General features: G+C 69.5%; 16 protein-coding genes. 4 read left to right on the top strand and 12 right to left on the bottom strand.

Features of this window, described 5'->3' with window-relative positions:
• Positions 1–52: 52 nt before the first annotated feature.
• A complete protein-coding gene (locus ACLJK8_RS12800; protein ID WP_413150666.1) occupies positions 53–1057 on the bottom strand; it encodes a substrate-binding domain-containing protein in 1005 nt (334 codons plus the stop codon).
• A 541-nt stretch (positions 1058–1598) separates the two neighbouring features.
• On the opposite strand from ACLJK8_RS12800, the gene ACLJK8_RS12795 reads away from it, so the two are divergent.
• The 3 genes from ACLJK8_RS12795 to ACLJK8_RS12785 all read left to right on the top strand — a co-directional run bounded on the left by ACLJK8_RS12795 (position 1599) and on the right by ACLJK8_RS12785 (position 5462).
• A complete protein-coding gene (locus ACLJK8_RS12795) occupies positions 1599–2651 on the top strand; it encodes a LacI family DNA-binding transcriptional regulator (protein WP_413150665.1) in 1053 nt (350 codons plus the stop codon).
• A gap of 155 nt (positions 2652–2806) precedes the next feature.
• Positions 2807–4471 (top strand): thiamine pyrophosphate-binding protein, encoded by a 1665-nt coding sequence (locus ACLJK8_RS12790; protein ID WP_413150684.1) that lies wholly within the window; start codon positions 2807–2809, stop codon positions 4469–4471.
• 28 nt (positions 4472–4499) lie between these two features.
• On the top strand, positions 4500–5462 hold the full coding sequence (locus ACLJK8_RS12785; protein WP_413150664.1) for an ornithine cyclodeaminase family protein: 963 nt from the start codon (positions 4500–4502) through the stop codon (positions 5460–5462).
• 12 nt (positions 5463–5474) lie between these two features.
• On the opposite strand, the gene ACLJK8_RS12780 is transcribed toward ACLJK8_RS12785, so the two are convergent.
• The 10 genes from ACLJK8_RS12780 to alr all read right to left on the bottom strand — a co-directional run bounded on the left by ACLJK8_RS12780 (position 5475) and on the right by alr (position 16368).
• Positions 5475–5939 (bottom strand): Lrp/AsnC family transcriptional regulator, encoded by a 465-nt coding sequence (locus ACLJK8_RS12780; RefSeq protein WP_413150663.1) that lies wholly within the window; start codon positions 5937–5939, stop codon positions 5475–5477.
• 103 nt (positions 5940–6042) lie between these two features.
• The gene (locus ACLJK8_RS12775) at positions 6043–7071 is read right to left on the bottom strand and encodes a trans-3-hydroxy-L-proline dehydratase (RefSeq protein WP_413150662.1); all 1029 of its coding nucleotides are present in this window, start codon (positions 7069–7071) and stop codon (positions 6043–6045) included.
• Position 7072: 1 nt separating this feature from the next.
• Positions 7073–9109 carry an FAD-dependent oxidoreductase gene (locus ACLJK8_RS12770; RefSeq protein ID WP_413150661.1) on the bottom strand — a complete coding sequence of 679 codons (2037 nt, stop codon included), beginning with the start codon at positions 9107–9109 and terminating at the stop codon, positions 7073–7075.
• A 116-nt stretch (positions 9110–9225) separates the two neighbouring features.
• The gene (locus ACLJK8_RS12765; RefSeq protein WP_413150660.1) at positions 9226–9900 is read right to left on the bottom strand and encodes a DUF1028 domain-containing protein; all 675 of its coding nucleotides are present in this window, start codon (positions 9898–9900) and stop codon (positions 9226–9228) included.
• Between the two features lie 110 nt (positions 9901–10010).
• Complete coding sequence (locus ACLJK8_RS12760) at positions 10011–10424, bottom strand: RidA family protein (RefSeq protein WP_413150659.1); 414 nt, start codon at positions 10422–10424, stop codon at positions 10011–10013.
• Between the two features lie 72 nt (positions 10425–10496).
• Positions 10497–11774 (bottom strand): flavin-containing monooxygenase, encoded by a 1278-nt coding sequence (locus ACLJK8_RS12755; RefSeq protein WP_413150658.1) that lies wholly within the window; start codon positions 11772–11774, stop codon positions 10497–10499.
• A 204-nt stretch (positions 11775–11978) separates the two neighbouring features.
• Positions 11979–13388, bottom strand: a complete 1410-nt coding sequence (locus ACLJK8_RS12750; protein ID WP_413150657.1) for an amino acid permease — start codon at positions 13386–13388, stop codon at positions 11979–11981.
• Between the two features lie 198 nt (positions 13389–13586).
• On the bottom strand, positions 13587–13958 hold the full coding sequence (locus ACLJK8_RS12745; RefSeq protein WP_413150656.1) for a Rid family detoxifying hydrolase: 372 nt from the start codon (positions 13956–13958) through the stop codon (positions 13587–13589).
• On the bottom strand, positions 13955–15253 hold the full coding sequence (locus tag ACLJK8_RS12740) for a D-amino acid dehydrogenase (protein WP_413150655.1): 1299 nt from the start codon (positions 15251–15253) through the stop codon (positions 13955–13957). The genes ACLJK8_RS12745 and ACLJK8_RS12740 overlap by 4 nt, the downstream gene beginning before the upstream one ends.
• On the bottom strand, positions 15250–16368 hold the full coding sequence (alr, locus tag ACLJK8_RS12735; protein ID WP_413150654.1) for an alanine racemase: 1119 nt from the start codon (positions 16366–16368) through the stop codon (positions 15250–15252). The genes ACLJK8_RS12740 and alr overlap by 4 nt, the downstream gene beginning before the upstream one ends.
• Before the next feature lie 236 nt (positions 16369–16604).
• Between alr and ACLJK8_RS12730 the strand changes: the two genes are divergently transcribed.
• Positions 16605–18155, top strand: coding sequence for a sigma 54-interacting transcriptional regulator (locus ACLJK8_RS12730; protein ID WP_413150653.1), 1551 nt, complete (start codon positions 16605–16607; stop codon positions 18153–18155).
• A 24-nt stretch (positions 18156–18179) separates the two neighbouring features.
• Here the strand turns inward: ACLJK8_RS12730 and ACLJK8_RS12725 are convergent, their stop codons facing one another.
• Positions 18180–19352, bottom strand: coding sequence for a sialidase family protein (locus ACLJK8_RS12725; protein WP_413150652.1), 1173 nt, complete (start codon positions 19350–19352; stop codon positions 18180–18182).
• Between the last annotated feature and the right edge of the window lie 174 nt (positions 19353–19526).

Genomic DNA, 19526 nt, shown 5'->3' with positions numbered 1-19526 from the left:
CGCCCGCGGAGGCCCTGTCGTTCAGAGTGCTGGTCCCTGGGATCGCGCGCGGTCAGAGGCCGAGATCGGCCAGCCCGTCCACGGTTTCCTTGTTCAGTTCGAGCAGGTTGTCGGTGATGATGTCGCGGCCCTCGACATCGGGCTCGATCACGCCGACACCGGGGATCTCCTGTCCGGCCTCGATCGCCTGGCCCTCGGCGAGCATCTTGCCGAGGGTCACGAAGACCTCGCCGGCCTGCGCCGGGTTCCACATGTAGCCGCCGGTCAGCACGTCCGAATGCACCATCTTGCGGCCCTGTCCGGGCGAGAACGGCCCGAGCACCGCGATCTCGCCGTCCTTGCGCCGCTCCTCGACCGCGCGGCCGGCACCGATCGGGCCCTGGCTGCCGAAGGCGAGAATGCCCCTGAGATCGGGATTGGCGGCGATCAGGTCGAGCGTGGTGGCACGGCTGTCATCGACGTTCTCGGCGATGCCGTAGCGTTCCCCGACCAGTTCCAGGTCGGTCCGGTTCGCCGTCAGCCATTCGATCGCCGCGTCGGCCCAGGCGTTGTGCAGCGGCACGGTGAGCGATCCGACGAAGACCGCGTATTTGCCGGGTTCCGTCACCGTTTCGGAGAAGAGCTTGGCATGGGCCTCGCCGAAGCCCTGCGCCGAGGCGAGCTCGAAGTCCCAGTCGACGTTGGTCAGGCCGGGCCCCTCATGCGCGATGACCTTGATACCCGCGTCCATCGCCTTCTTCAGCACCGGTTCGAGCGCCGCCTGGTCGTTCGGGACGATGCCGATCACGTCCACGCCCTTGGCGATCAGGTCCTCGATCGCCTGAACCTGCAGCGCCGGGTCGGCGGAGACCGGTCCGATCATCTGCGCGTCCACGCCAAGCTCCTCGGCCTTGCGCTCGATGCCTTCCTCCATCGCATTGAACCACGGAATCCCGCCGATCTTGACGACCACGCCGATCTGGGTCGTCTCCTGGGCGAAGGCGGCGGAGCCCATCAGCGCGGCGGCCGTCAGCCCGCCGATCGCGGTCGCGAGCAGGTCGCGTTTCGTAAGTCCCACAGCTGTGTCCTCCCACATGCGTTGCGTCGAAATCCTGTCTGGCCGCGCGCGAACGGTTGCGAGCGGGATCTCATGCGCCGGGGAGGGGTGGTCGCTGGGGGTCGCCGCGTTGCGAAGGCGCCGGGCACGGCCGCGACGGCCGTGGCAGTGCGAACGGGCATCCGACCCTGTTCATCTCCCTGACGTTGACCGATTTCTGATGAATCGTTTCATCAGAGGTACCGCCGATCGCCCGGCCCTGTCAATATTGCTTTTCGCGGGCAGTTGGCCGAAGCTGGCCCCGGCGAAGGCGCCGAAGCCTGGGCTGTGTCATCGCGGCCCCGGAAGGGCTTTTTCGCGCGTTTCTCGCGGCCTATCGGCAAAGCTCGGGGAGAGACCGGCGGGTCGCGGGAGTTGTGAGCCGGGACGGGCACGCGGTCCGGGCGCGCTCCGCCTTCGGTGCTCGCATGCTTGTATTTCGATCATTTCGATGCAACGGTTCATGAGCGGTGCCTCGGCATTGGCGGTTCATGGTCGGGCGACCGGAGCGGAAGGTCGGCGGATGACTATCTCGATCAAGGAGGTCGCGGCGCTCGCGGGCGTCTCGACGGGAACGGTCTCGAATGTCTTCAACGGCAAGGCGAGCGTGGACAGGAAGCTCGCCGGCCGGGTGCGCGAAGCGGCGCGGGTGCTGGGCTACGAGCCGAACCGCGCCGCCGCCCAGCTGCGCGGCCGTCCGGCCCGGGTGGTCGCGGCGCTGGTGCCCGACCTCAACAATCCGTTCTTCACCAATCTGCTCGCCTCGCTCGAGGCCTGCGTCCGCGAGCGAGGCTTCGACCTGATCGTCGCCAGTTCCAATGGCAGCCCGCGCGAGGAACGGGAGCGGCTCGGCGCGCTGCTCGCCTGGCAACCGGCGGGCCTGATCGTCGTGCCCTGCGACGACGAATTCGAGAGCCGCGCCCTGCCGGCGCGGCGGCGCGTGCCCTTCGTCGTCGTCGACCGGGTGCCGGGGAACTTCCGCGGCGACGCCGTGTCGGTCGACAACGCCGACGCGGGCAGGCTGGCCGCCGAGCATCTGACCGGTCTCGGCCACGGCGAAATCCTCGTCGCGGCATCGACGCTCGGGCTCCAGAACATCCGCGAGCGCTGCGACGGCATCGCTCAGGTCTTCGGCGGCCTCGGGTTGCCCGCGCCTCCGGTCATCGAGGTCGGTCTGAGCTTCGAACAGGCCACCGAGCGGATCGGGACGTTCCTCGCCGGCGGGGGTCACCCGACCGCGTTCCTCGCGCTGACGACCTTCGCCACGCTCGGGATTCTCACCGCGCTCCGGGAGTGGAACCGGAGCATTCCCGGGGATGTGTCGGTCGTCGGGTTCGACGACTATTCCTGGATGCAGGCGGTCTCGCCGCCGCTGACCTCGATCCGGCAGCCGGTCGAGGCGATCGGCCGCGAGGCCTGGGAGCGGCTGCGCGCCCGGATCGAAGGCTCCGGACAGCCTCCCTCCCGGATTCGCCTCCAGTGCGATCTCATGGAGCGGGCCTCGACCGCCCCGCCGAACGGGCCGCGCCGGATGCCGGCCGATGCCGGTGGGACGGCGGGCGAGCCGGCCGGATAGGCGGCGGGAGACGCCATTCGAGAGGGCGGGCCGCAGAAAATACCGCCGGTCGGGCGCATTTTCCGATTTCGCTCGCGCGCCCGCGACGGCAGGATCGAGCCCCCGGGGGTCACGGGGCCCTCGGGGAGAGCGGGCCACAGGAGAGGATGGGCGAGATGCGGAACGGCGGGCAGCTACTGGTCGAGAGCCTGATCGCGCTCGGGGCGACCAAGGGGTTCGGAGTGCCGGGCGAGAGCTATCTCGCCGTGCTCGACGCGCTTCATGACAGCGCCGGCCGGCTCGACTTCGTGCTCTGCCGCAACGAGGGCGGGGCCGCCTTCATGGCGGCGGCCTGGGGCAAGCTCACCGGCGCGCCGGGCCTCTGCTTCGTCACCCGCGGGCCCGGCGTCACCAATGCCTCGATCGGGGTCCATACCGCGACGCAGGACAGCGCGCCGATGCTGCTCTTCGTCGGTCAGGTCGGAACCGACATGAAGGGCCGCGAGGCGTTCCAGGAGATCGACTACCGCGCCGTCTTCGGCACCATGGCGAAATGGGCGGTCGAGATCGACGATGTGGAACGCATCCCGGAAATCCTCGCGCGCGCCTGGACGACCGCGGTCACCGGCCGCCCGGGCCCCGTCGTGATCGCGCTGCCGGAGGACATGCTGACCTCGATGACCGAGGCCGCGCCGCTCACCCGGGCCGCGAAGGTGAGCGAACCCGCGCCCGCGCCCGAGGCGGTCGAGGAGGCGCTCGGCCTGCTCGGCGGGGCGGAGCGGCCGCTGATCCTCATCGGCGGCACGAACTGGAGCGAGGCGGGCAGGGCGGCGTTGCGCGATTTCGCCGAAGGCTCCGATATCCCGGTGATCACCGCCTTCCGCTACCAGGACCAGTTCGACAATTTCTCGCCCGTCTTCGCCGGCGAGGCGGGCGTGGGCATGCCGCCGCATGTGAGCGCGCTGATCCGCGAGGCCGATGTCATTCTCGCGATCAATGTCCGGTTCGGCGAGATGACGACCGGCGCCTATACGTTGCTCTCGGTGCCTTGTCCGGCCCAGACGATGATCCATGTCCACGGATCGGATCGCGAGATCGGCAAGATCTACCAGCCGGCGCTCGGCATCCATGCCGGTCCGAATGCCTTCGCCGCGGCGCTTCGGCCGGTCGGGGGCGGCTGGGCCGCGTGGCGCGCGAAGGGCCGCGCCGGATGGGAGGCGAGCCTGGAGGCGCCGGCGCAACCTTCGCCCGTCGACATGACGCGGGTCATGGCGCATCTGCGCGAGCGGCTTCCCGAGGATGCGATCCTGACCAATGGCGCGGGCAATTTCACCGTCTGGCCGAACAAGTTCTTCCGGTTCGGGCCGAAGGCGCGGCTCCTCGCGCCGCAGTCGGGCGCCATGGGCTACGGGCTGCCGGCGGCGGTGGCGGCGAAGGTCGCGTATCCTGCGCGGGTGGTGGTCTGTTTCGCGGGCGACGGCGACTTCCAGATGAACTGCCAGGAGCTTGCCACGGCGGCGCAGGCCGGCGCCCGGCCGATCGTGCTCATCCTCAACAACGGGATCTACGGCACGATCCGCGCGCATCAGGAGCGCGAATATCCGGGCCGCGTCTCCGGCACCACGATGGTGAACCCGGATTTCAGCGCGCTCGCCCGCGCCTATGGCTTCCATGCCGAGCGGGTCGCCGCGACGGGTGATTTCGCCGATGCCTTCGAGCGGGCGCTCGCCTCCGAGACGGGCGCCGTGCTCGATCTCGACATCTCGCCCGAGGCGTTGACACCGCGCCAGACGCTGAGCCAGATCCGGGAAGCCGCTCTCGCTCGCGAGGCCGGTGCCTGATCGCGGCGCAAGGGGAAACGAGTCCGAAATGAAGAAGACCGATCAGTCAGCCGCGTTCCTGTCCTACGCCGACTGCATGCCGCGGCTGAGCTGGCATGGCGCCGTCGAGGCGCTGCGCCGGGGCCACGGCTTCCCTGCCGCCGAGATCCGGGACGTGTTCCTCGGCCCGGCGTCGGGGACGATGATGAGCCGCTCGGCCTATATCGAGGGGCTCGGCTACGGCGCGAAATCCTTCACCGTCTTCGGTGCCAACGCCGCCCGCGGACTGCCGACGGTGCAGGGCGCGATGCTCGTCTTCGACCCGGAGAACGGAGCGCTCAGCGCGATCGTCGACAGCCCGCTGGTCACGGAACTCAAGACGGCGGCGGATTCGGTGCTGGGCGCGAGCTTGCTTGCGCGGCCCGGAAGCCGCCATCTGCTGATCGTCGGCGCGGGCACGGTCGCGACGAGTCTGGTCAAGGCCTATACCGAGGTGCTGCCGACGCTCGACCGGGTTTCGATCTGGGCCCGGCGCCCCGAGCAGGCGCGGGCGCTGGTCGCGACGCTCAGCGCGAGTCTCGGGGGCATCGACGCCGAGATCGCCGTCGCGGAGGATCTGCGCGAGGCGATCGGCGCGGCCGATATCGTCTCCTCGGCGACCATGGCGCGGGAGCCGGTGATCCTCGGCGACTGGGTACGGCCCGGCACGCATGTCGATCTGATCGGGGCGTTCAAGGCCGACATGCGCGAGGCCGACGACCGCCTGATCGCCGGGTCAGCCCTCTTCGTCGACAGCCGCGCCACCACGCTCGGCCATATCGGCGAGTTGATCATGCCCATTGAGTCGGGCGCGATCACCGCCGGGGATGTGCTGGGCGACCTCTATGATCTGGTGCGCGAGGATGCGCGCCGGCGCGTCTCCGACGATGAGATCACCGTCTACAAGAACGGCGGCGGCGCCCATATGGACCTGATGATCGCGACCTACATCGCCGAGACGATGGCCGGGTGACCTCCCCCGGGGTCAGCCGAGACTGAAATTCTGCTCGACGACCGCCTCCATCGAGACATGGGTCGACGTGTTGCTGACATGCGGCAGGACCGAGATCTTCTCGGCCAGGATACGCCGGAAATGCGCCATGTCGCGCGAGCGGACCTTGAGCAGATAGTCGTAGCCGCCCGCGATCATGTAGCATTCCTCGACCTCCGGGATCGCGCGCACGGCGGCGTTGAACTGCTGCAGCGCCTTTTCGCGCGTGTCGCTCATGCTGACCTGGAGATAGGTCACATTGGTCAGCCCGAGCTTCAGCGGCGACAGGATCGCGCGGTAGCCGGTGATGAGCCCGATCTCCTCGAGACGCCTGATGCGCAGCGCCACCGGCGTCTTCGACAGGCCGACCTTGCGCGCCAGCTCGGCCACGGGCAGGCGCGCATTCTCCGTCAGCTCCGCGAGGATCTTCCAGTCGATGGAATCAAGGTCCTCATCCATTCCGGGCTCCGCGCCGATCCTGTTCCATTCGACCGTTGTACCGAGGTTTCGTGGTCAAATCGACCAGGGATGTGCCGGCGCGCGGGTCGATGAGCTCGCAGCCCTAGCGCGCGCCCCAGGTGTCGGTGAGCTTGTAGCCGCCGGGCCAGGGATCGGACGGGTCGAGCATGTGTTGGTGGATGCCGGTGATCCAGCCGCGTCCGGAGATTTCCGGCCGGATCGCCGGGCGTCCGCCGACGGTGGTCTCGCCGAGGATGCGCCCCGAGAAGGTCGAGCCGATGACCGAACGCGCCGTCAGCCGGTCGCCCACCTTCATCCGCCCGCGTTCATGGAGCACCGCCATCCGCGCCGAGAGCGCGGTGCCGGTCGGCGAGCGGTCTACCTTGCCCGGCTGGATCGCCACGGCGGCGGCGGTCCCGAGCCCCTCCGGCCCCTCCGTCAGCGGCCCGGCGAAGAGGCAGAAGGAGATATGCCGCCAGTCCGCGTTCTCCGGATGCTCGAAGCCGAGCCGGGCATTGGCGGCGTTGGTGATCCTGACGCCGAGCTTCGCGAGGTCATGCGCCTCGTCGGCTTCGAGTGCGAAGCCGAGCGCCTCGGCGTCCACGATCACGAAACTGTCGCCGCCATAGGCGGTATCGACGCTCAGCGTGCCGAGGCCCTCGACCTCCAGCGGCTGATCGAGGCGCGAGGCGAAGGAGGGCACGTTCTCGACGAAGATCCGCTCGGCCTTGCCGTCCCGGCACTCCGCGCGGACCCGGACGAGGCCGCCGGGCGCTTCCAGCACCAGATGCGTTTCCGGCTCCCGCATCTCCACGAGCCCGGCGTCCAGCAGCACGGTCGAGACGCAGATCGAGTTCGAGCCCGACATCGGCGGGGTGTCCTCGGGCTCCATGATGATCCAGGCCGCCTGCGCCTCCGGGTGTTTCGGCGGCACCAGCAGGTTCACGTGGCGGAACACGCCGCCGCGCGGCTCGTTCAGCACGAAATTCCGCAGCGTCTGATCCTGTGCGATCCAGCGGCTCTGTTCCCAGACCGTCTCGCCGGGCGGCGGCAGCACGCCGCCGACGATGACATCGCCGACCTCGCCCTCGGCATGGGCCGAGATCACGTGGATGGTCTTGACCGAGCGCATCTCAGATGTCCTTGACCAGCCGCAGCGCGTCGTAGATCGCCGCGTGGGTGTTGCGCGCCGCCACCGCGTCGCCGATGCGGAAGAGCTGATACCGGCCGTCCTCGTTGTGGCGCACGCTCTGCGGCTGGCCCGCGACGAGCGCCTCGTAATCCACCTCGCCGAGATTGCTCGACCCGGCGCGCAGGTCGAAATAGAGATCGTCGAGCGGGCGGGTGCCGTGGTTGACGACGATCTGCGTCACGTTCCGCTCGCGCGTCACGCCGCCGTAATCCGTCCCGAGCACGGCGGTCAGCGCATTGCCGTCGCGTCGCGCCGCGTCGAGCTTCCAGGTCACGGTGAAGGTCACGTCGCGTTTCTGCAGCGCGCGGATGAAGGGGGTGAGCGACATCGCCATCACCTCGGAGGCGAAGCTGCGGTCACGGGTCACGATCTCGACCTTCGCCCCGGTCTCGGCGATCTTCTCCGCCGCCTGCAGCCCGGCATAATCGCCCGCGTCGTCGTAGATCAGCACGTTCTGGCCCGGCTGCGCGTCGCCCGCGAGAATGTCCCAGGCCGAGATCACGAGCTCGTTGCCCGCGTCGAGCACATCGGTATGCGGCAGGCCGCCAGTCGCGACGATCACCACGTCGGGGTTGTCCGCCTCGACGGTCTCGGCGTCGGCGAAGCTGTTGTAGCGGAAGGTGACGCCCAGCCGCTCGCATTCCGAGAGCCGCCACTGGATGATCTGGATCATCTCGGCGCGCCGCGGGCTCTGCGCCGCGAGACGGATCTGGCCGCCGGCATGGGGCGCCGCCTCGTGCACGATGACCTCGTGCCCGCGCTCCGCCGCGACCCGCGCCGCCTCGACCCCGGCGGGCCCGGCGCCGACGATGACGACGCGGCGCCGTTCGCCGGCCTTCGGAACGATCTGCGGCTGCTCCAGCTCGCGGCCGGTGGCGGGATTGTGCAGGCAGAGCGCCATGCCGCCCTGATAGATCCGGTCGAGGCAGTAGTTCGCGCCGACGCAGGGGCGGATGCGGTCTTCCTCGCCGCGCATGATCTTGGCGACGATATGCGGATCGGCCATATGGGCGCGGGTCATGCCGACCATGTCGAGCTTGCCGCTCGCGATCGCATGGCGCGCGGTCGCCACGTCCTGGATCTTCGCGGCGTGGAAGGTCGGGAAATTCGTCGCGGCGCGCACCTCGCCCGCGAAATCGAGATGCGGCGCCGAGCGCATGCCCTGCACCGGGATCACGTCGGTGAGGCCGGCGTCGGTGTCGATATGGCCGCGGATGACGTTGAGGAAATCGACCATGCCGCTGTCACGCAGGCGGCGCGAGATCTCGAGCCCGTCCTCCTTGGTGAGCCCGCCCGTGAGTTCCTCGTCGCCGGTATAGCGGATGCCGACGATGAACTCGTCGCCGACGCGCGCCCGGATCGCCTTCAGCGTGTCGAAGGTGAAGCGCAGGCGGTTTTCGAGGCTTCCGCCATAGGGGCCGTCGAGATCGTTGGTGAGCGGCGACCAGAACTGGTCCATCAGATGGCCGTAGGCCTGCAGTTCGATCCCGTCGAGCCCGGCTTCCTTCATCCGCTCGGCGGCGTCGGCGTAATCCTCGATGATGCGCGCGATGTCCCAGTCCTCGGCGAGCTTCGGGAAGGCCTTGTGCGAGGCTTCGCGCTCCTGGCTGGAGGACACGACCGGGAGCCAGTCGGCCTTGTCCCAGCGCGTGCGGCGGCCGAGATGCGTCAGCTGGATCATGACGGCGCAGTCGTGCTCGTGCACCTCGTCGGTCAGCTGCTTCATCCAGCCGACCACCTCGTCCTTCCAGGCGAGGATGTTGTTGAAGACCGGCGGGCTGTCGCGGGCGACGGAGGCGGAACCGGCGGTCATCGTCATCGCGACGCCCGCGCGGGCGCGTTCGACGTGATAGGCGCGGTAACGCTCCTTCGGCATCCCGTCCTCGGGATAGGCGGGCTCGTGGCTGGTGATGATCAGCCGGTTCTTCAGATTGAGGTTTTTCAGCCGATACGGCTGGAGAAGTGGGTCGCTCGACATGGCCTGCCTCCCTGGCTACCGGGCGACAATCCCAAGAATCGACACATATGTCAAGTTTGTGTTCACGAGCGTCAGAACATTGTTGGCCGTCCCCCGAGGATGCGCCCGCCCGCGGTTCACTCGTCGCCAGGTACGCCGTAGCTCGGCGCGGCGCGGGGATCGAGCGCGCGGGTGACATAGGCGTCGAGCTGCGGCGCGTAGAGCGACCAGAGCGAGGCGAGCTCCGCGATCGGATCGCCTTCGGTCCAGTCGACGCGGAGATCGGCCACGGGCCAGGCGACCTCGCGGACGAGTTTCATCCCCGCCGAATGGATCGGACCCGCCTCGCCCCCGGCGTCGAGCGCGGCGCGCATCGCGGCGAGAAGCCGGTCGCCGAGATGCCCCGAGGCGGCGGTGAAGGCCTCGGCCATGATCTCGGGCACGCGCGCGTCGGCGAGGAGGTTGCCGCCGCAGGCGACGTTCTCCGCGCGCGCCTCGGCCCAGGTGCCGAGCGCGTTGGGGCCGGAATGGACCGCGGAACCGCCCGCCGCGTCGACGGCGAGCACCTGCCGGTAGTCGGCGTGGGCGCCGGTCCGGCGCAGGATCTCCACCGCCTCCGCCGCCGAGGCGCCGGCGGCCATCAGGTCGAGGCCGCGGGCCCCGAGCGTGGGATCGGTGACGTTCTGGCTCGCGACCGCGCCGATGCCCGCGCGGGCATAGGCGCAGCGGGCGGCGACGGCGGGCGAGGACGAGGCGACCGCGACGCCGAACATTCCGGTCTCGCGGCAGCGGGCGACAAGGGAGAAGGTCATGGTCTGTCCTCGCGAGACGTGGAACGCGTTGATCGGGCCCGGACTGATCTGGCTCGGACCGGTCGGGCCCGGACCGGTCCGGGCCGAGGATGATCGGAACCGGAGCCGGCTCAGTCGGGAATGACCGCCGTCGCGTCGATCTCGACCAGCCAATCCGGCCGTGCGAGGGCGGTGACGACGATGCCGGTCGAGACCGGATGCACGCCCCGGATGTATTCGCCCATCGTCCGGTAGACCGCCTCGCGGTGGCGCACGTCGGTCAGATAGACGACGACCTTGCAGAGATGCTCCATCTCGCCGCCGGCCTCCTCGATCAGCTGGCGGATGTTGCGCATCACCTTGTGGGTCTGCTCGACCGGATCATGGCTCTCGATGTTCTTCGCCGTGTCGAGGTCCTGCGGGCACTGGCCGCGCAGGAAGACCGTGCGGCCGCGCGCGACCACCGCCTGGCAGAGATCGTTGTCGAGGTTCTGTTCCGGATAGGTGTCGCGGGTGTTGAACTTGCGGATGCGGGTATGGGCCATCGGTCTTTCTCGGGGGGCTTTCTCGGGGGTCGGGATCGGGGCTTGGGGCGGCGAGAAGCGGGGCGGGGAGGATCAGCCCGCGCGGGCGATCCTCGCATCCTCCGCCGGCGCCGGGGCATAGTCCAGATAGGCGCGCAGCTTCGCGATATGGTCGGCGACGAATTTCGCATCGTGCCAGACGCCCCAGATGAAGGAGGAGCCGCGCCGCGACTGCCACGGCAGGCCGAGGAAATAGATGCCCGGCTCGGCCGAGACGCCGCGCTGATGGTCCGGCCGGCCCTGCTCGTCGAAGGCATCGACCTTGAGCCAGCCGAAATCGAGCGCGTAGCCGGTCGCCCAGACGATCGAGGTGATCCCCTCCGCCGCGAGATCGAGCGACAGGATCGGGTTCGTCACGCAGTCGGGGTCCGGCGCCATGATGCGCGCCTCCGGCTCCTCCGGCAGATCGAGGCCATTGCGCGCGACATAGGCGTCGGCCTCGTCGAGCACGGAGAGGTAATTCGCATCCCCCGTGGCGAGATTGGCCGCGAGCCCCGGCTCGAAGGTCATCACGCCGTCCCGGAAGCTCCCGGCACGCCCGAGCAGGGTCATGCCGCGCTCGGCCAGGCGGCGGTAATCGACCGTCTGCCCGCCATGCGCGCCGCTCACCGCGAAGGTGACGTGATCCGTGGTCGGCGGCGCCTCCATGTCCCATTTGTTGAGCACGCCGAGCCACCAGACATTGTCGCGCCCGCGGTAGCGCCGGGGCGGGCGGTCGTGCGGCCCGATCGCGATGAAGACCCGGCGACCGGCTTCCAGCAGTTCCTCGGCGATCTGCGCGCCCGAGGCGCCGGCGCCGACCACGAGCACCGCGCCCTCGGGCAGCTGGCCGGGTCCGCGGTAGTCGGCGGAATGCATCTGGGTGATCCCGGCGCCTTCGGGCACGATCCGGGGAAAGACCGGGCGCTGGAACGGGCCGGTCGCCGCGACGACGTAATTCGCCTCCACCACGCCCTCGGAGGTCTCGACGCGGAAGCCCGGGCGACCTTCGAGCCGGCGGACCTCGCGAACCTCGACGCCGCAGCGGATCGGCGCCGCGATCTTCTCGGCATAGGCGACGAAATAGTCCGCGACCTCCTCCTTCGGCCTGAAGGCGTCGGGGTCGCCGGCGAATTCGAGGCCGGGGAAGCGGTCGTGCCAGGCCGGGCCGTTGGCGACGAGCGAGTCCCAGCGGCCGGTGCGCCAGCGCTCGGCGATCCGGCTCCGCTCCAGCACGAGATGGGGAACGCCCTGATTGCTCAGGTGTTCGCTCATCGCGACCCCGGCCTGGCCCGCGCCCACCACCAATGCCTCGACCCGCTCCACCGACATGCCTCGCTCCTCCTCGCTCGGGCACGTTCGGCCCCGGCTGATTTCGCGAGCAGTGTGCCTCGGGACCGGCTTCGGAATAAAGAAACATATCCCGGGTATCGGCTTCGGATTTTCCGAAGCAATAATCCCGATACCCCGAGAACGGCGAAGGCCCCCCGCGCGAACGCGGAGGGCCCTTTGTGGGTCGTGCGGAGCCTGAAGGCGTCAGGCGGCGAGCGCCAGCGCCTCGCGGCGGCGGGTGATCTGGTAGCCGACGCCGAGGATGGCGAACCAGACCGGCGCGACATAGAGCGCCACGCGGGTGCCGTCGTCGAAGCCGAGGAAGATCGCGACCATCGCGAGGAAGGCGAGGATGCCCCAGTTGGTGTAGGGCGCGCCCGGCATGCGGAAGGAGACCGGAGCCGCCTCGCCGCGGGCGACCGCCCGGCGGTAGCCGATATGCGCCAGCATGATCATGCCCCAGGTCCAGAGCGTGCCGATGAGGGCGACGGAGGTCACGTAGATGAACACGCGCTCGGGGATGAAGTAGTTCAGCACCACGCCGAGGAGCATGACGATGACCGAGGCGGTGATGCCGGCCGCCGGCACGTGGTTGCGGTTCACCTTGCCGAAGACCTTCGGCGCCTGTCCGAACTGGGCCAGCGTGTAGAGCATCCGGCCGGTCGAGAAGATCCCGGAGTTGCAGGACGAGGCGGCGGCGGTGATGACGACGAAGTTGATGACGAGCGCGGCGGCGGGCAGGCCCATGCGGTCGAAGACCATGACGAAGGGGCTCTCGCCGGCGGAGAACTCGCTCCACGGCACCAGCATCATCACGACGAGCAGCGCGCCGATGTAGAAGACGAGGATGCGCCAGACGACCGCGTTGGTGGCCTTGGGCAGCGACTTCGCCGGGTCCTCGACCTCGCCCGCCGTGACGCCGAGCAGTTCGACGCCCTGGAAGGCGAACATCACCATCTGGAGCGCGAGCACGACGCCGAGCACTCCGGTCGGGAAGAGGCCGCCATGGTCCCAGAGGTTCGAGACGCTCGCCACCTCGGCATGCTCACCGGTGCCGAAGATCAGGAACAGGGGCCCTGAGACCAGCAGCGCGAGGATGGCGAGGATCTTGATGCAGGCGAACCAGAACTCGATCTCGCCGAAGAGCTTCACCGCGATCAGGTTGACGCCGTAGAGCACGCCGAGCGTGATCAGCGCCGGAATCCACTGCGGCACATCGGGGAACCAGTAGTTCGTGTAGATGCCGACGGCGGTGATCTCGGCCATGCCGGTCACGACCCACATGAACCAGTAGGACCAGCCGGTGGCGAAACCCGCGAAGGGCGAGACGTATTGCTCGGCATAAGTCGCGAAGGAGCCGGCGACGGGCCGGTGCAGCATCAGCTCGCCGAGCGCGCGCATGATGAAGAAGATGACGACGCCGGCGGCGGCGTAGGCGAAGATGAGGCCGGGGCCGGCCTGGCTGATCGCGCGGCCCGAGCCGAGAAACAGCCCGACGCCGATCGCGCCGCCGAGCGCGATGAGCTGGACGTGCCTGTCCTTCAGTCCGCGGTGAAAGTCCTGCGCTTCCTGGCGCTGTTCAGCGTCGAACGACGCCGCCTCATGCGTTGGCATGGGGGTTCCTCCTGGCGAATTTTGGATTGGGTCGGGGAGGGAGCCGCCATCGTTGGGCGGCTCCCCGCCTCGCTCAGGCGAGGCTTGCAGATAGGCGGCCCCGCTCAGGCGCGGCTTAGAGATGGGCGGCCTCGCTCAGGCGAGGCTTGTTGACCATTCGCCCCGCTCAGGCGCGGCTTGCGAACGGTTCGCCCCGGTTCAGGCGAGGCTGACGACGAGTTCGATCTCGACGCTGGCGCCGCGGGGCAGGGCCGCGACCTGGACCGTCGAGCGGGCGGGCTTGTGGGCGCCGAAACGCTTCTCGTAGATCGCGTTGAGCTTGGCGAAATCGCCGAGGTCGGTGACGAAGACCGTGGCCTTCACCACGCGGTCGAAGCTGGTGCCGGCTTCGGCGAGCACGGCGGCGAGGTTGTCGAAGACCTGCTCGGTCTGCGCCTCGATCCCCTCGGGCATGTCGCCGTCGAGCGTGAGCGGGACCTGGCCCGAGGTGAAGAGGAAGTCGCCGGTCCGGATGGCGTGGACGTAGGGACCGATGGCGGCGGGGGCGCCGGCGGCGTTGATCGGGGTCATGAGTGGATCTCCTTCATGTTGGAAACGAGGGTGGAAGCGGCGGCCGAGTAGCGGTCGATCCCGAGCGGGCGGGCGTCGATCGCGGGAGCGCGGCCGGAAACGAGGTCGGCGAGCACGGCGCCGGAACCGCAGGCCATGGTCCAGCCGAGCGTGCCGTGGCCGGTGTTGAGCCAGAGGTTCGAGAATTTCGCCCGGCCGATCACCGGCGGGCCGTCCGGGGTCATCGGCCGGTGCCCGGCCCAGAAGGTGCCGGTGCGGGCGATGCCGCCGTCCGGATAGAGGTCGGAGACGACATGTTCGAGCGTGGCGCGGCGCGCGGCGGGCAGGGTCTTGGAATAGCCGTTGAGCTCGGCCATGCCGCCGACGCGGATACGGTCGCCGAGGCGCGTGATCGCGACCTTGTGCATCTCGTCCATCACGGTCGATTCCGGCGCGCCGGCCGGGTCGGTGATCGGCACCGTCAGCGAATAGCCCTTCACCGGATAGACCGGCAGGTCGATCCCGACCGGCTTCAGCGCGAGCGGCGAGTAGCTGCCGAGCGCCACGACATAGGCGTCGCCCGAGACCGGGCCCTGATCGGTCGCGACGCCGGCCAGCTGGTCGCCGTTGGCGATGAGCCCGTCGATCCGCACGCCGTAGCGGAAGGTCACGCCCCGGGCCGCCGCCAGATCGCGCAGCGCGTTGGTGAACTTGAAGCAGTCGCCGGTCTCGTCGCCGGGGAGCCGCAGGCCGCCGACGAATTTCTCGCGGACACGGGCGAGCGCCGGTTCCGCCTTCACGCAGCCCTCGGCGTCGAGAAGCTCATGCGCGACGCCGAGATCGGAGAGCACATGCACGTCCTTGGCCGCGCCCCCCATCAGCTTCTCGGTGCGGAAAAGCTGCAGCGTGCCCTTCTCGCGCTCGTCATAGGCGATGCCGGTCTCGGCGCGGAGCGCGCGGAGCATGTCGCGGCTGTATTCCGCGATCGGCACCATCCGGCTCTTGTTCACCTCATAGGCCGCCGCGTTGCAGTTGCGCAGCATGCCGAAGGCGAAGCGCCAGAAGCCCGGGTCGAGGGTGGGACGGACCAGAAGCGGGCTGTGCTTCATGAACATCCACTTGATCGCCTTGGTCGGAATGCCGGGCGCCGCCCAGGGCGAGGCATAGCCGGGCGAGATCTCGCCCGCGTTGGCGAAGCTCGTCTCCAGCGCCGGACCGGACTGCCGGTCGAGCACGGTCACGTCGTGGCCGGCTTCCGCGAGATACCAGGCGCTGGTCACACCGATGACGCCGCCGCCGAGAATGATGATCTTCATGCGATGAGCCTTTCGGGCTGGGCGTCCGCGTAGACACGGGCGTAGCGGCCGCCGAGGGAGGTGAGGATTTCATAGCCGATGGTGCCGGCCTCTGTCGCGAGCGCGTCGAGGGACTGGTTCGGGCCGAGAAGCTCGATCCAGCCGCCCTCGCGGACCTCGGGCGCGCCGGTCACGTCGAAGGTCGCGGTATCCATCGAGACCACGCCGACGAGCGGGAGCGGCGTCGCGCCCGCGAAGGCGGTGGCGCGGTTGCCGAGGCAGCGGAGATAGCCATCGGCATAGCCGACCGCGACGGTGGCGATGCGGCGCGGGCCATCGGCGGTCCAGGAGGCGGCGTAGCCGACCGCGTCGCCGGCGCCGATCTCGCGGGTCTGGATCACGCGGGCCATCAGCCGGACGCTCGGCAGCATCGGGTTCTCGGCGCCCGCGACCGGGGCGATGCCGTAGAGCGCGGCGCCGGGGCGGGCGAGGTCGAAGTGGAAATCGGGGCCGAGGAAGATGCCCGAGGAATTGGCGAGGCTCGCGGGTGCCTCGGGCAGGACGCGGCGCGCCGCCTCGAAAGCCGCGAGCTGGCGGCGGTTCATCGGGTGGTCCGGCGTATCGGCGCAGCCGAGGTGGCTCATGACGAGGCGGAGCGCCACGCCGTCGAGCCGCGCCGGATCAGCGGCGATCCGCGCCAGTTCCGCCGCCGGAAGGCCGAGGCGCGACATGCCGCTGTCGACCTGAACCGCCGCCGGAAGCGCCGCGCCGTCGCGGCGGGCGAGGGCGGTCCAGGCGTCGATCTGGCCGAGGCTGTTCAGCACCGGGATCACGCGGGCCGCCGCGCAATCGGCCTCGGCGCCGGCCGGCAGGCCGTTCAGCACGAAGATTTCCGCTTCGGGCAGCAGCGGGCGCAGCGCCAGCGCCTCGTCGAGATGAGCGACGAAGAACTGCCGGGCACCGGCCGCCGCGAGCGCCGGGGCGACGATACCGGCGTCGAGCCCGTAGGCATCGGCCTTCACCACCGCCGCGACCGCGCCCCTCGCCCGCGCCTTGAGCGCGCGGTAGTTCGCCTGGATCGCCCCGAGGTCGATCTCGAGTCGCGCACCCGCGTGATCCGTTCCTGTCCGTGCCATCCGGTGTCGCCTCCCAGCGCCTTGCTTTCACCGACTACTAAGCAAGTTTCGTGCCATGTTTTCGCGCTGGGTATGGTATTGAAAACAAAGGGTATTGCATATCCCGGCCTTGAGCGTCCTGTACGCGAAAGTTTACACGTACGGCAGTCTGGCAGAAAATTCCCCGCTTGCCCAATAGCTTGGATGCGGTGTAAACGAATGGATACGCTGTAACGAAATTCTTACAGGAGGGGAGCTTGCGTCTCGCCATCGCCTTCGCCGACCGCGTGGGCATCGCCTCGGAGATCCTCTCGGCGCTGGCGCTGCGCCGGGTCAATGTCGTCGCCGTCGAGGTCGATGTGCCGCATGTCTATGTCCGGGCCGACATGCCCGACCGGAGCGAGGACGCGGTCGTCGAGCTGATCCGCGCGCTCGATGCGATCGAGGGGGTCCGCTCGGTGCGAACGGTGGACCTGCTGCCGGGCGAGCGGCGGCGGATGCATCTCGACACGCTGCTGGACGCGCTCGGCGGGCCGGTGATGGCGGTGGATGGCGCGGGCACGGTGATCGTCGCCAACGCGGCGGCCGCGGCGGTGGCGGAAGGAGCCGAGCTCACGGGGCTGCGCCTCGCCGACCTGCTCGACGATCCCGCCGAGGCCGGGGAGGCCATCGCCGCCGGATTTCGCCTGCCCCCGCGCGAGGTCTTGCTGCGCGGCACGCCCTACATGCTGGAGACCCGGCCGCTCGGCGCGGCGCCGGACGGGATCGCCGCCGGCGGGGTCGTGCTCCTGCACGCGCCGCGCCGCCTCGGCGAGCGGCTGAACGCGCTGCGCGGCGCCGAGACGGGCGGGTTCGAGGCGATCCTCGGGGATTCGCCGCCGATGCGGGCGCTGAAGGCGCGCGGCGCCCGCGTGGCGGCGGTGGACGCGCCGCTGCTCGTGCTGGGCGAGACCGGCACGGGCAAGGAGCTGCTGGCCCGCGCCTGTCATCTCGCCAGCCCGCGCGCCGGCCACCCGTTTCTCGCGCTGAACTGCGCCGCGCTGCCGGAGAGCCTCGCGGAGAGCGAGCTCTTCGGCTATGCCGGCGGAGCCTTCTCGGGCGCGCGGCGCGACGGCAAGCCGGGGCTGCTGGAACTCGCCGACCGCGGCACGGTCTTTCTCGACGAGATCGGCGAGATGTCGATGTATCTGCAGGCGAAGCTGCTGCGCTTCCTGAACGACGGCGGGTTCCGCCGCGTCGGTGGCGAGCGCGAGGCGCGGGTCGATGTCCGCATCATCTCCGCGACGCACCGCGACCTGCCGGCGATGATCGTCAAGGGCACGTTCCGCGAGGACCTGCTCTATCGGCTGAACACGCTCTCGCTGACGCTGCCGCCGCTGCGGGAGCGCGGCGACGACATCCTGCTGCTCGCCCGGCATTTCGTCGAGCGCGCGGCGTTACAGACCCGGCGCCCGGCCTGCCGTCTGTCGGCGGAGGCCGAACGCGCGCTGATGGCGGCGCCCTGGCCGGGAAATGCCCGCCAGCTCGAGAACATGATCTTCCGCGCCGTCACCCTCGCGGATCACGGCCTTCTCACTCCCGCCGATTTCGATCTCGCCGGGGCCGCTCCGGTGAAAGGCGGCGAAGACGGGGAGGTCGCGAGCTGGGCCGAGGCCGTGGCGGATTTCGAGCGCGACCTGCTGGCCCGGCTCTACCCGCTCTATCCGTCGAGCCGGAAGCTCGCCGCGCGGCTCGGCGCCTCGCACACCATGGTGGCGAACAAGCTCCGCCGCCACGGCCTGCCGGGAAACGGCGGAGCGAAGGAGTGAGGCGCGGGAACCGCGCCTCCGGCGCTATGCCGCGTCGATCCAGTCGGGGGCCAGCGCCACGTATTTGATCGCGCGGCGGTGGAAGGTGAAGGCGAGGTGCAGCCGCCCGTCCGGCCCTTCGATCATCGCCGGGTAGGACAGTTCCTTGTTGTGCCCGTCGAGCGCGTTGTTCGAGAGGCAGGTTCCGGGGCCATCCTCGACGACGCGGCGGACGGGGAAGGTCCGGCCGCCATCCTGCGAGACGCAGAGCGTCAGGGGTGCGCGCGGCACGCCCCAGATCGCCGCCACGCCGCCCTCCGGGTCGCCGCGCCCGTCATCGCCCTCGCCAAGCTCGTCATAGAGCGACTCGCGGCGGGCGTCGGACTGGGCGGCGTTGATCGGATTGCACAGGAGCGCGACACGGCCGTCGCGGAGCGCGATGGCGACCACCGAGGAATTGTTGTTCGGCACATCGGTCGCCTCCGGCACGGACCAGCTCCGGCCGCCGTCGGTGCTCTCGGTCCGGTAGACGAAATCGGCCTGCCGGCGCCGGAAGAAGGCGGCGATCGTCCCGTCGCCGAGCGGGACCAGCGTCATGTGCACGCAGCCGGTGGAATCCGGCACCTCGACGACCTCCCAGCTCTCGCCCCGGTCCGTGCTGGTTGCCACGGCGGCGACGTCGTGGCTGCCGGTCCAGCGCGCGCCAGGCACGGTGCGGCAGAGGAAGAGCGGCAGCATCCAGGCGCCATCGTCGCGGAGCGTCACCTGCGCCCGGATGAACGTGCCCTTGGGAAGCGCGAGCGTGCGCGCCTCGCCCGACGTGACGCCCTCCGCCCCGCGTTCGAGCGGGCGGAAGCGCACGACGCATTCCTCCTGCCGGCCGCCCGGCTGGGCGGTGTGGAACAGGCCGGGGGCGCCGGTGTCCGGATCGCTGAAGATGACCGGGTTCTGCTCGGAATGCTCGGTATCGTCGGAAACCTTGTCCGCCGCGCTCCACTGATCGGCGCCGGGCGCGAGCGTCGCGAGGTGGATGAAGATGTCCGAACGTCCCTCCAGCGTGCCGCCGAACCAGGCGCAGGCGAGCGTTCCGTCCGGCAGCCATTGCAGGAAGGCGGCGTGGTTGTGGACGACGGGGGAGGAGAGGAAGGTCTCGGACCGGCCGGGGTCCACAGCTTCGATCCGCCCCGTCATCCGCTCCGCGATCTCGTCCGGTGTCATCTCGCGCATCTCCCCTGTCGTTGTGTGTGGGCCAGTGGTAGGCTGATTTGACAAGCTTGTCAAGTTGCAATGATTCCGGACCGGATTTCAGGTATGCTATTGAATATTCTTATTTAAATGAAAGATCACACCCTGGATCCTGTGACACGACAAGCGATTGACAAGCATATGTTA

It is taken from the genome of Amaricoccus sp. W119 (genome assembly GCF_047275745.1).
Taxonomy (GTDB): Bacteria; Pseudomonadota; Alphaproteobacteria; order Rhodobacterales; family Rhodobacteraceae; genus Amaricoccus.
This window is presented reverse-complemented; position numbering and strand designations above follow the sequence as displayed.

What these genes read in the sequence shown, in the direction of transcription:
- ACLJK8_RS12795 (WP_413150665.1), top strand. Translation starts at nt 1,599, where the DNA reads ATGACTATCTCGATCAAGGAGGTCGCGGCGCTCGCGGGCGTCTCGACG.
- ACLJK8_RS12790 (WP_413150684.1), top strand. Translation starts at nt 2,807, where the DNA reads ATGCGGAACGGCGGGCAGCTACTGGTCGAGAGCCTGATCGCGCTCGGG.
- ACLJK8_RS12785 (WP_413150664.1), top strand. Translation starts at nt 4,500, where the DNA reads ATGAAGAAGACCGATCAGTCAGCCGCGTTCCTGTCCTACGCCGACTGC.
- ACLJK8_RS12780 (WP_413150663.1), bottom strand. Translation starts at nt 5,939, where the DNA reads ATGGATGAGGACCTTGATTCCATCGACTGGAAGATCCTCGCGGAGCTG.
- ACLJK8_RS12775 (WP_413150662.1), bottom strand. Translation starts at nt 7,071, where the DNA reads ATGCGCTCGGTCAAGACCATCCACGTGATCTCGGCCCATGCCGAGGGC.
- ACLJK8_RS12770 (WP_413150661.1), bottom strand. Translation starts at nt 9,109, where the DNA reads ATGTCGAGCGACCCACTTCTCCAGCCGTATCGGCTGAAAAACCTCAAT.
- ACLJK8_RS12765 (WP_413150660.1), bottom strand. Translation starts at nt 9,900, where the DNA reads ATGACCTTCTCCCTTGTCGCCCGCTGCCGCGAGACCGGAATGTTCGGC.
- ACLJK8_RS12760 (WP_413150659.1), bottom strand. Translation starts at nt 10,424, where the DNA reads ATGGCCCATACCCGCATCCGCAAGTTCAACACCCGCGACACCTATCCG.
- ACLJK8_RS12755 (WP_413150658.1), bottom strand. Translation starts at nt 11,774, where the DNA reads ATGTCGGTGGAGCGGGTCGAGGCATTGGTGGTGGGCGCGGGCCAGGCC.
- ACLJK8_RS12750 (WP_413150657.1), bottom strand. Translation starts at nt 13,388, where the DNA reads ATGCCAACGCATGAGGCGGCGTCGTTCGACGCTGAACAGCGCCAGGAA.
- ACLJK8_RS12745 (WP_413150656.1), bottom strand. Translation starts at nt 13,958, where the DNA reads ATGACCCCGATCAACGCCGCCGGCGCCCCCGCCGCCATCGGTCCCTAC.
- ACLJK8_RS12740 (WP_413150655.1), bottom strand. Translation starts at nt 15,253, where the DNA reads ATGAAGATCATCATTCTCGGCGGCGGCGTCATCGGTGTGACCAGCGCC.
- alr (WP_413150654.1), bottom strand. Translation starts at nt 16,368, where the DNA reads ATGGCACGGACAGGAACGGATCACGCGGGTGCGCGACTCGAGATCGAC.
- ACLJK8_RS12725 (WP_413150652.1), bottom strand. Translation starts at nt 19,352, where the DNA reads ATGACACCGGACGAGATCGCGGAGCGGATGACGGGGCGGATCGAAGCT.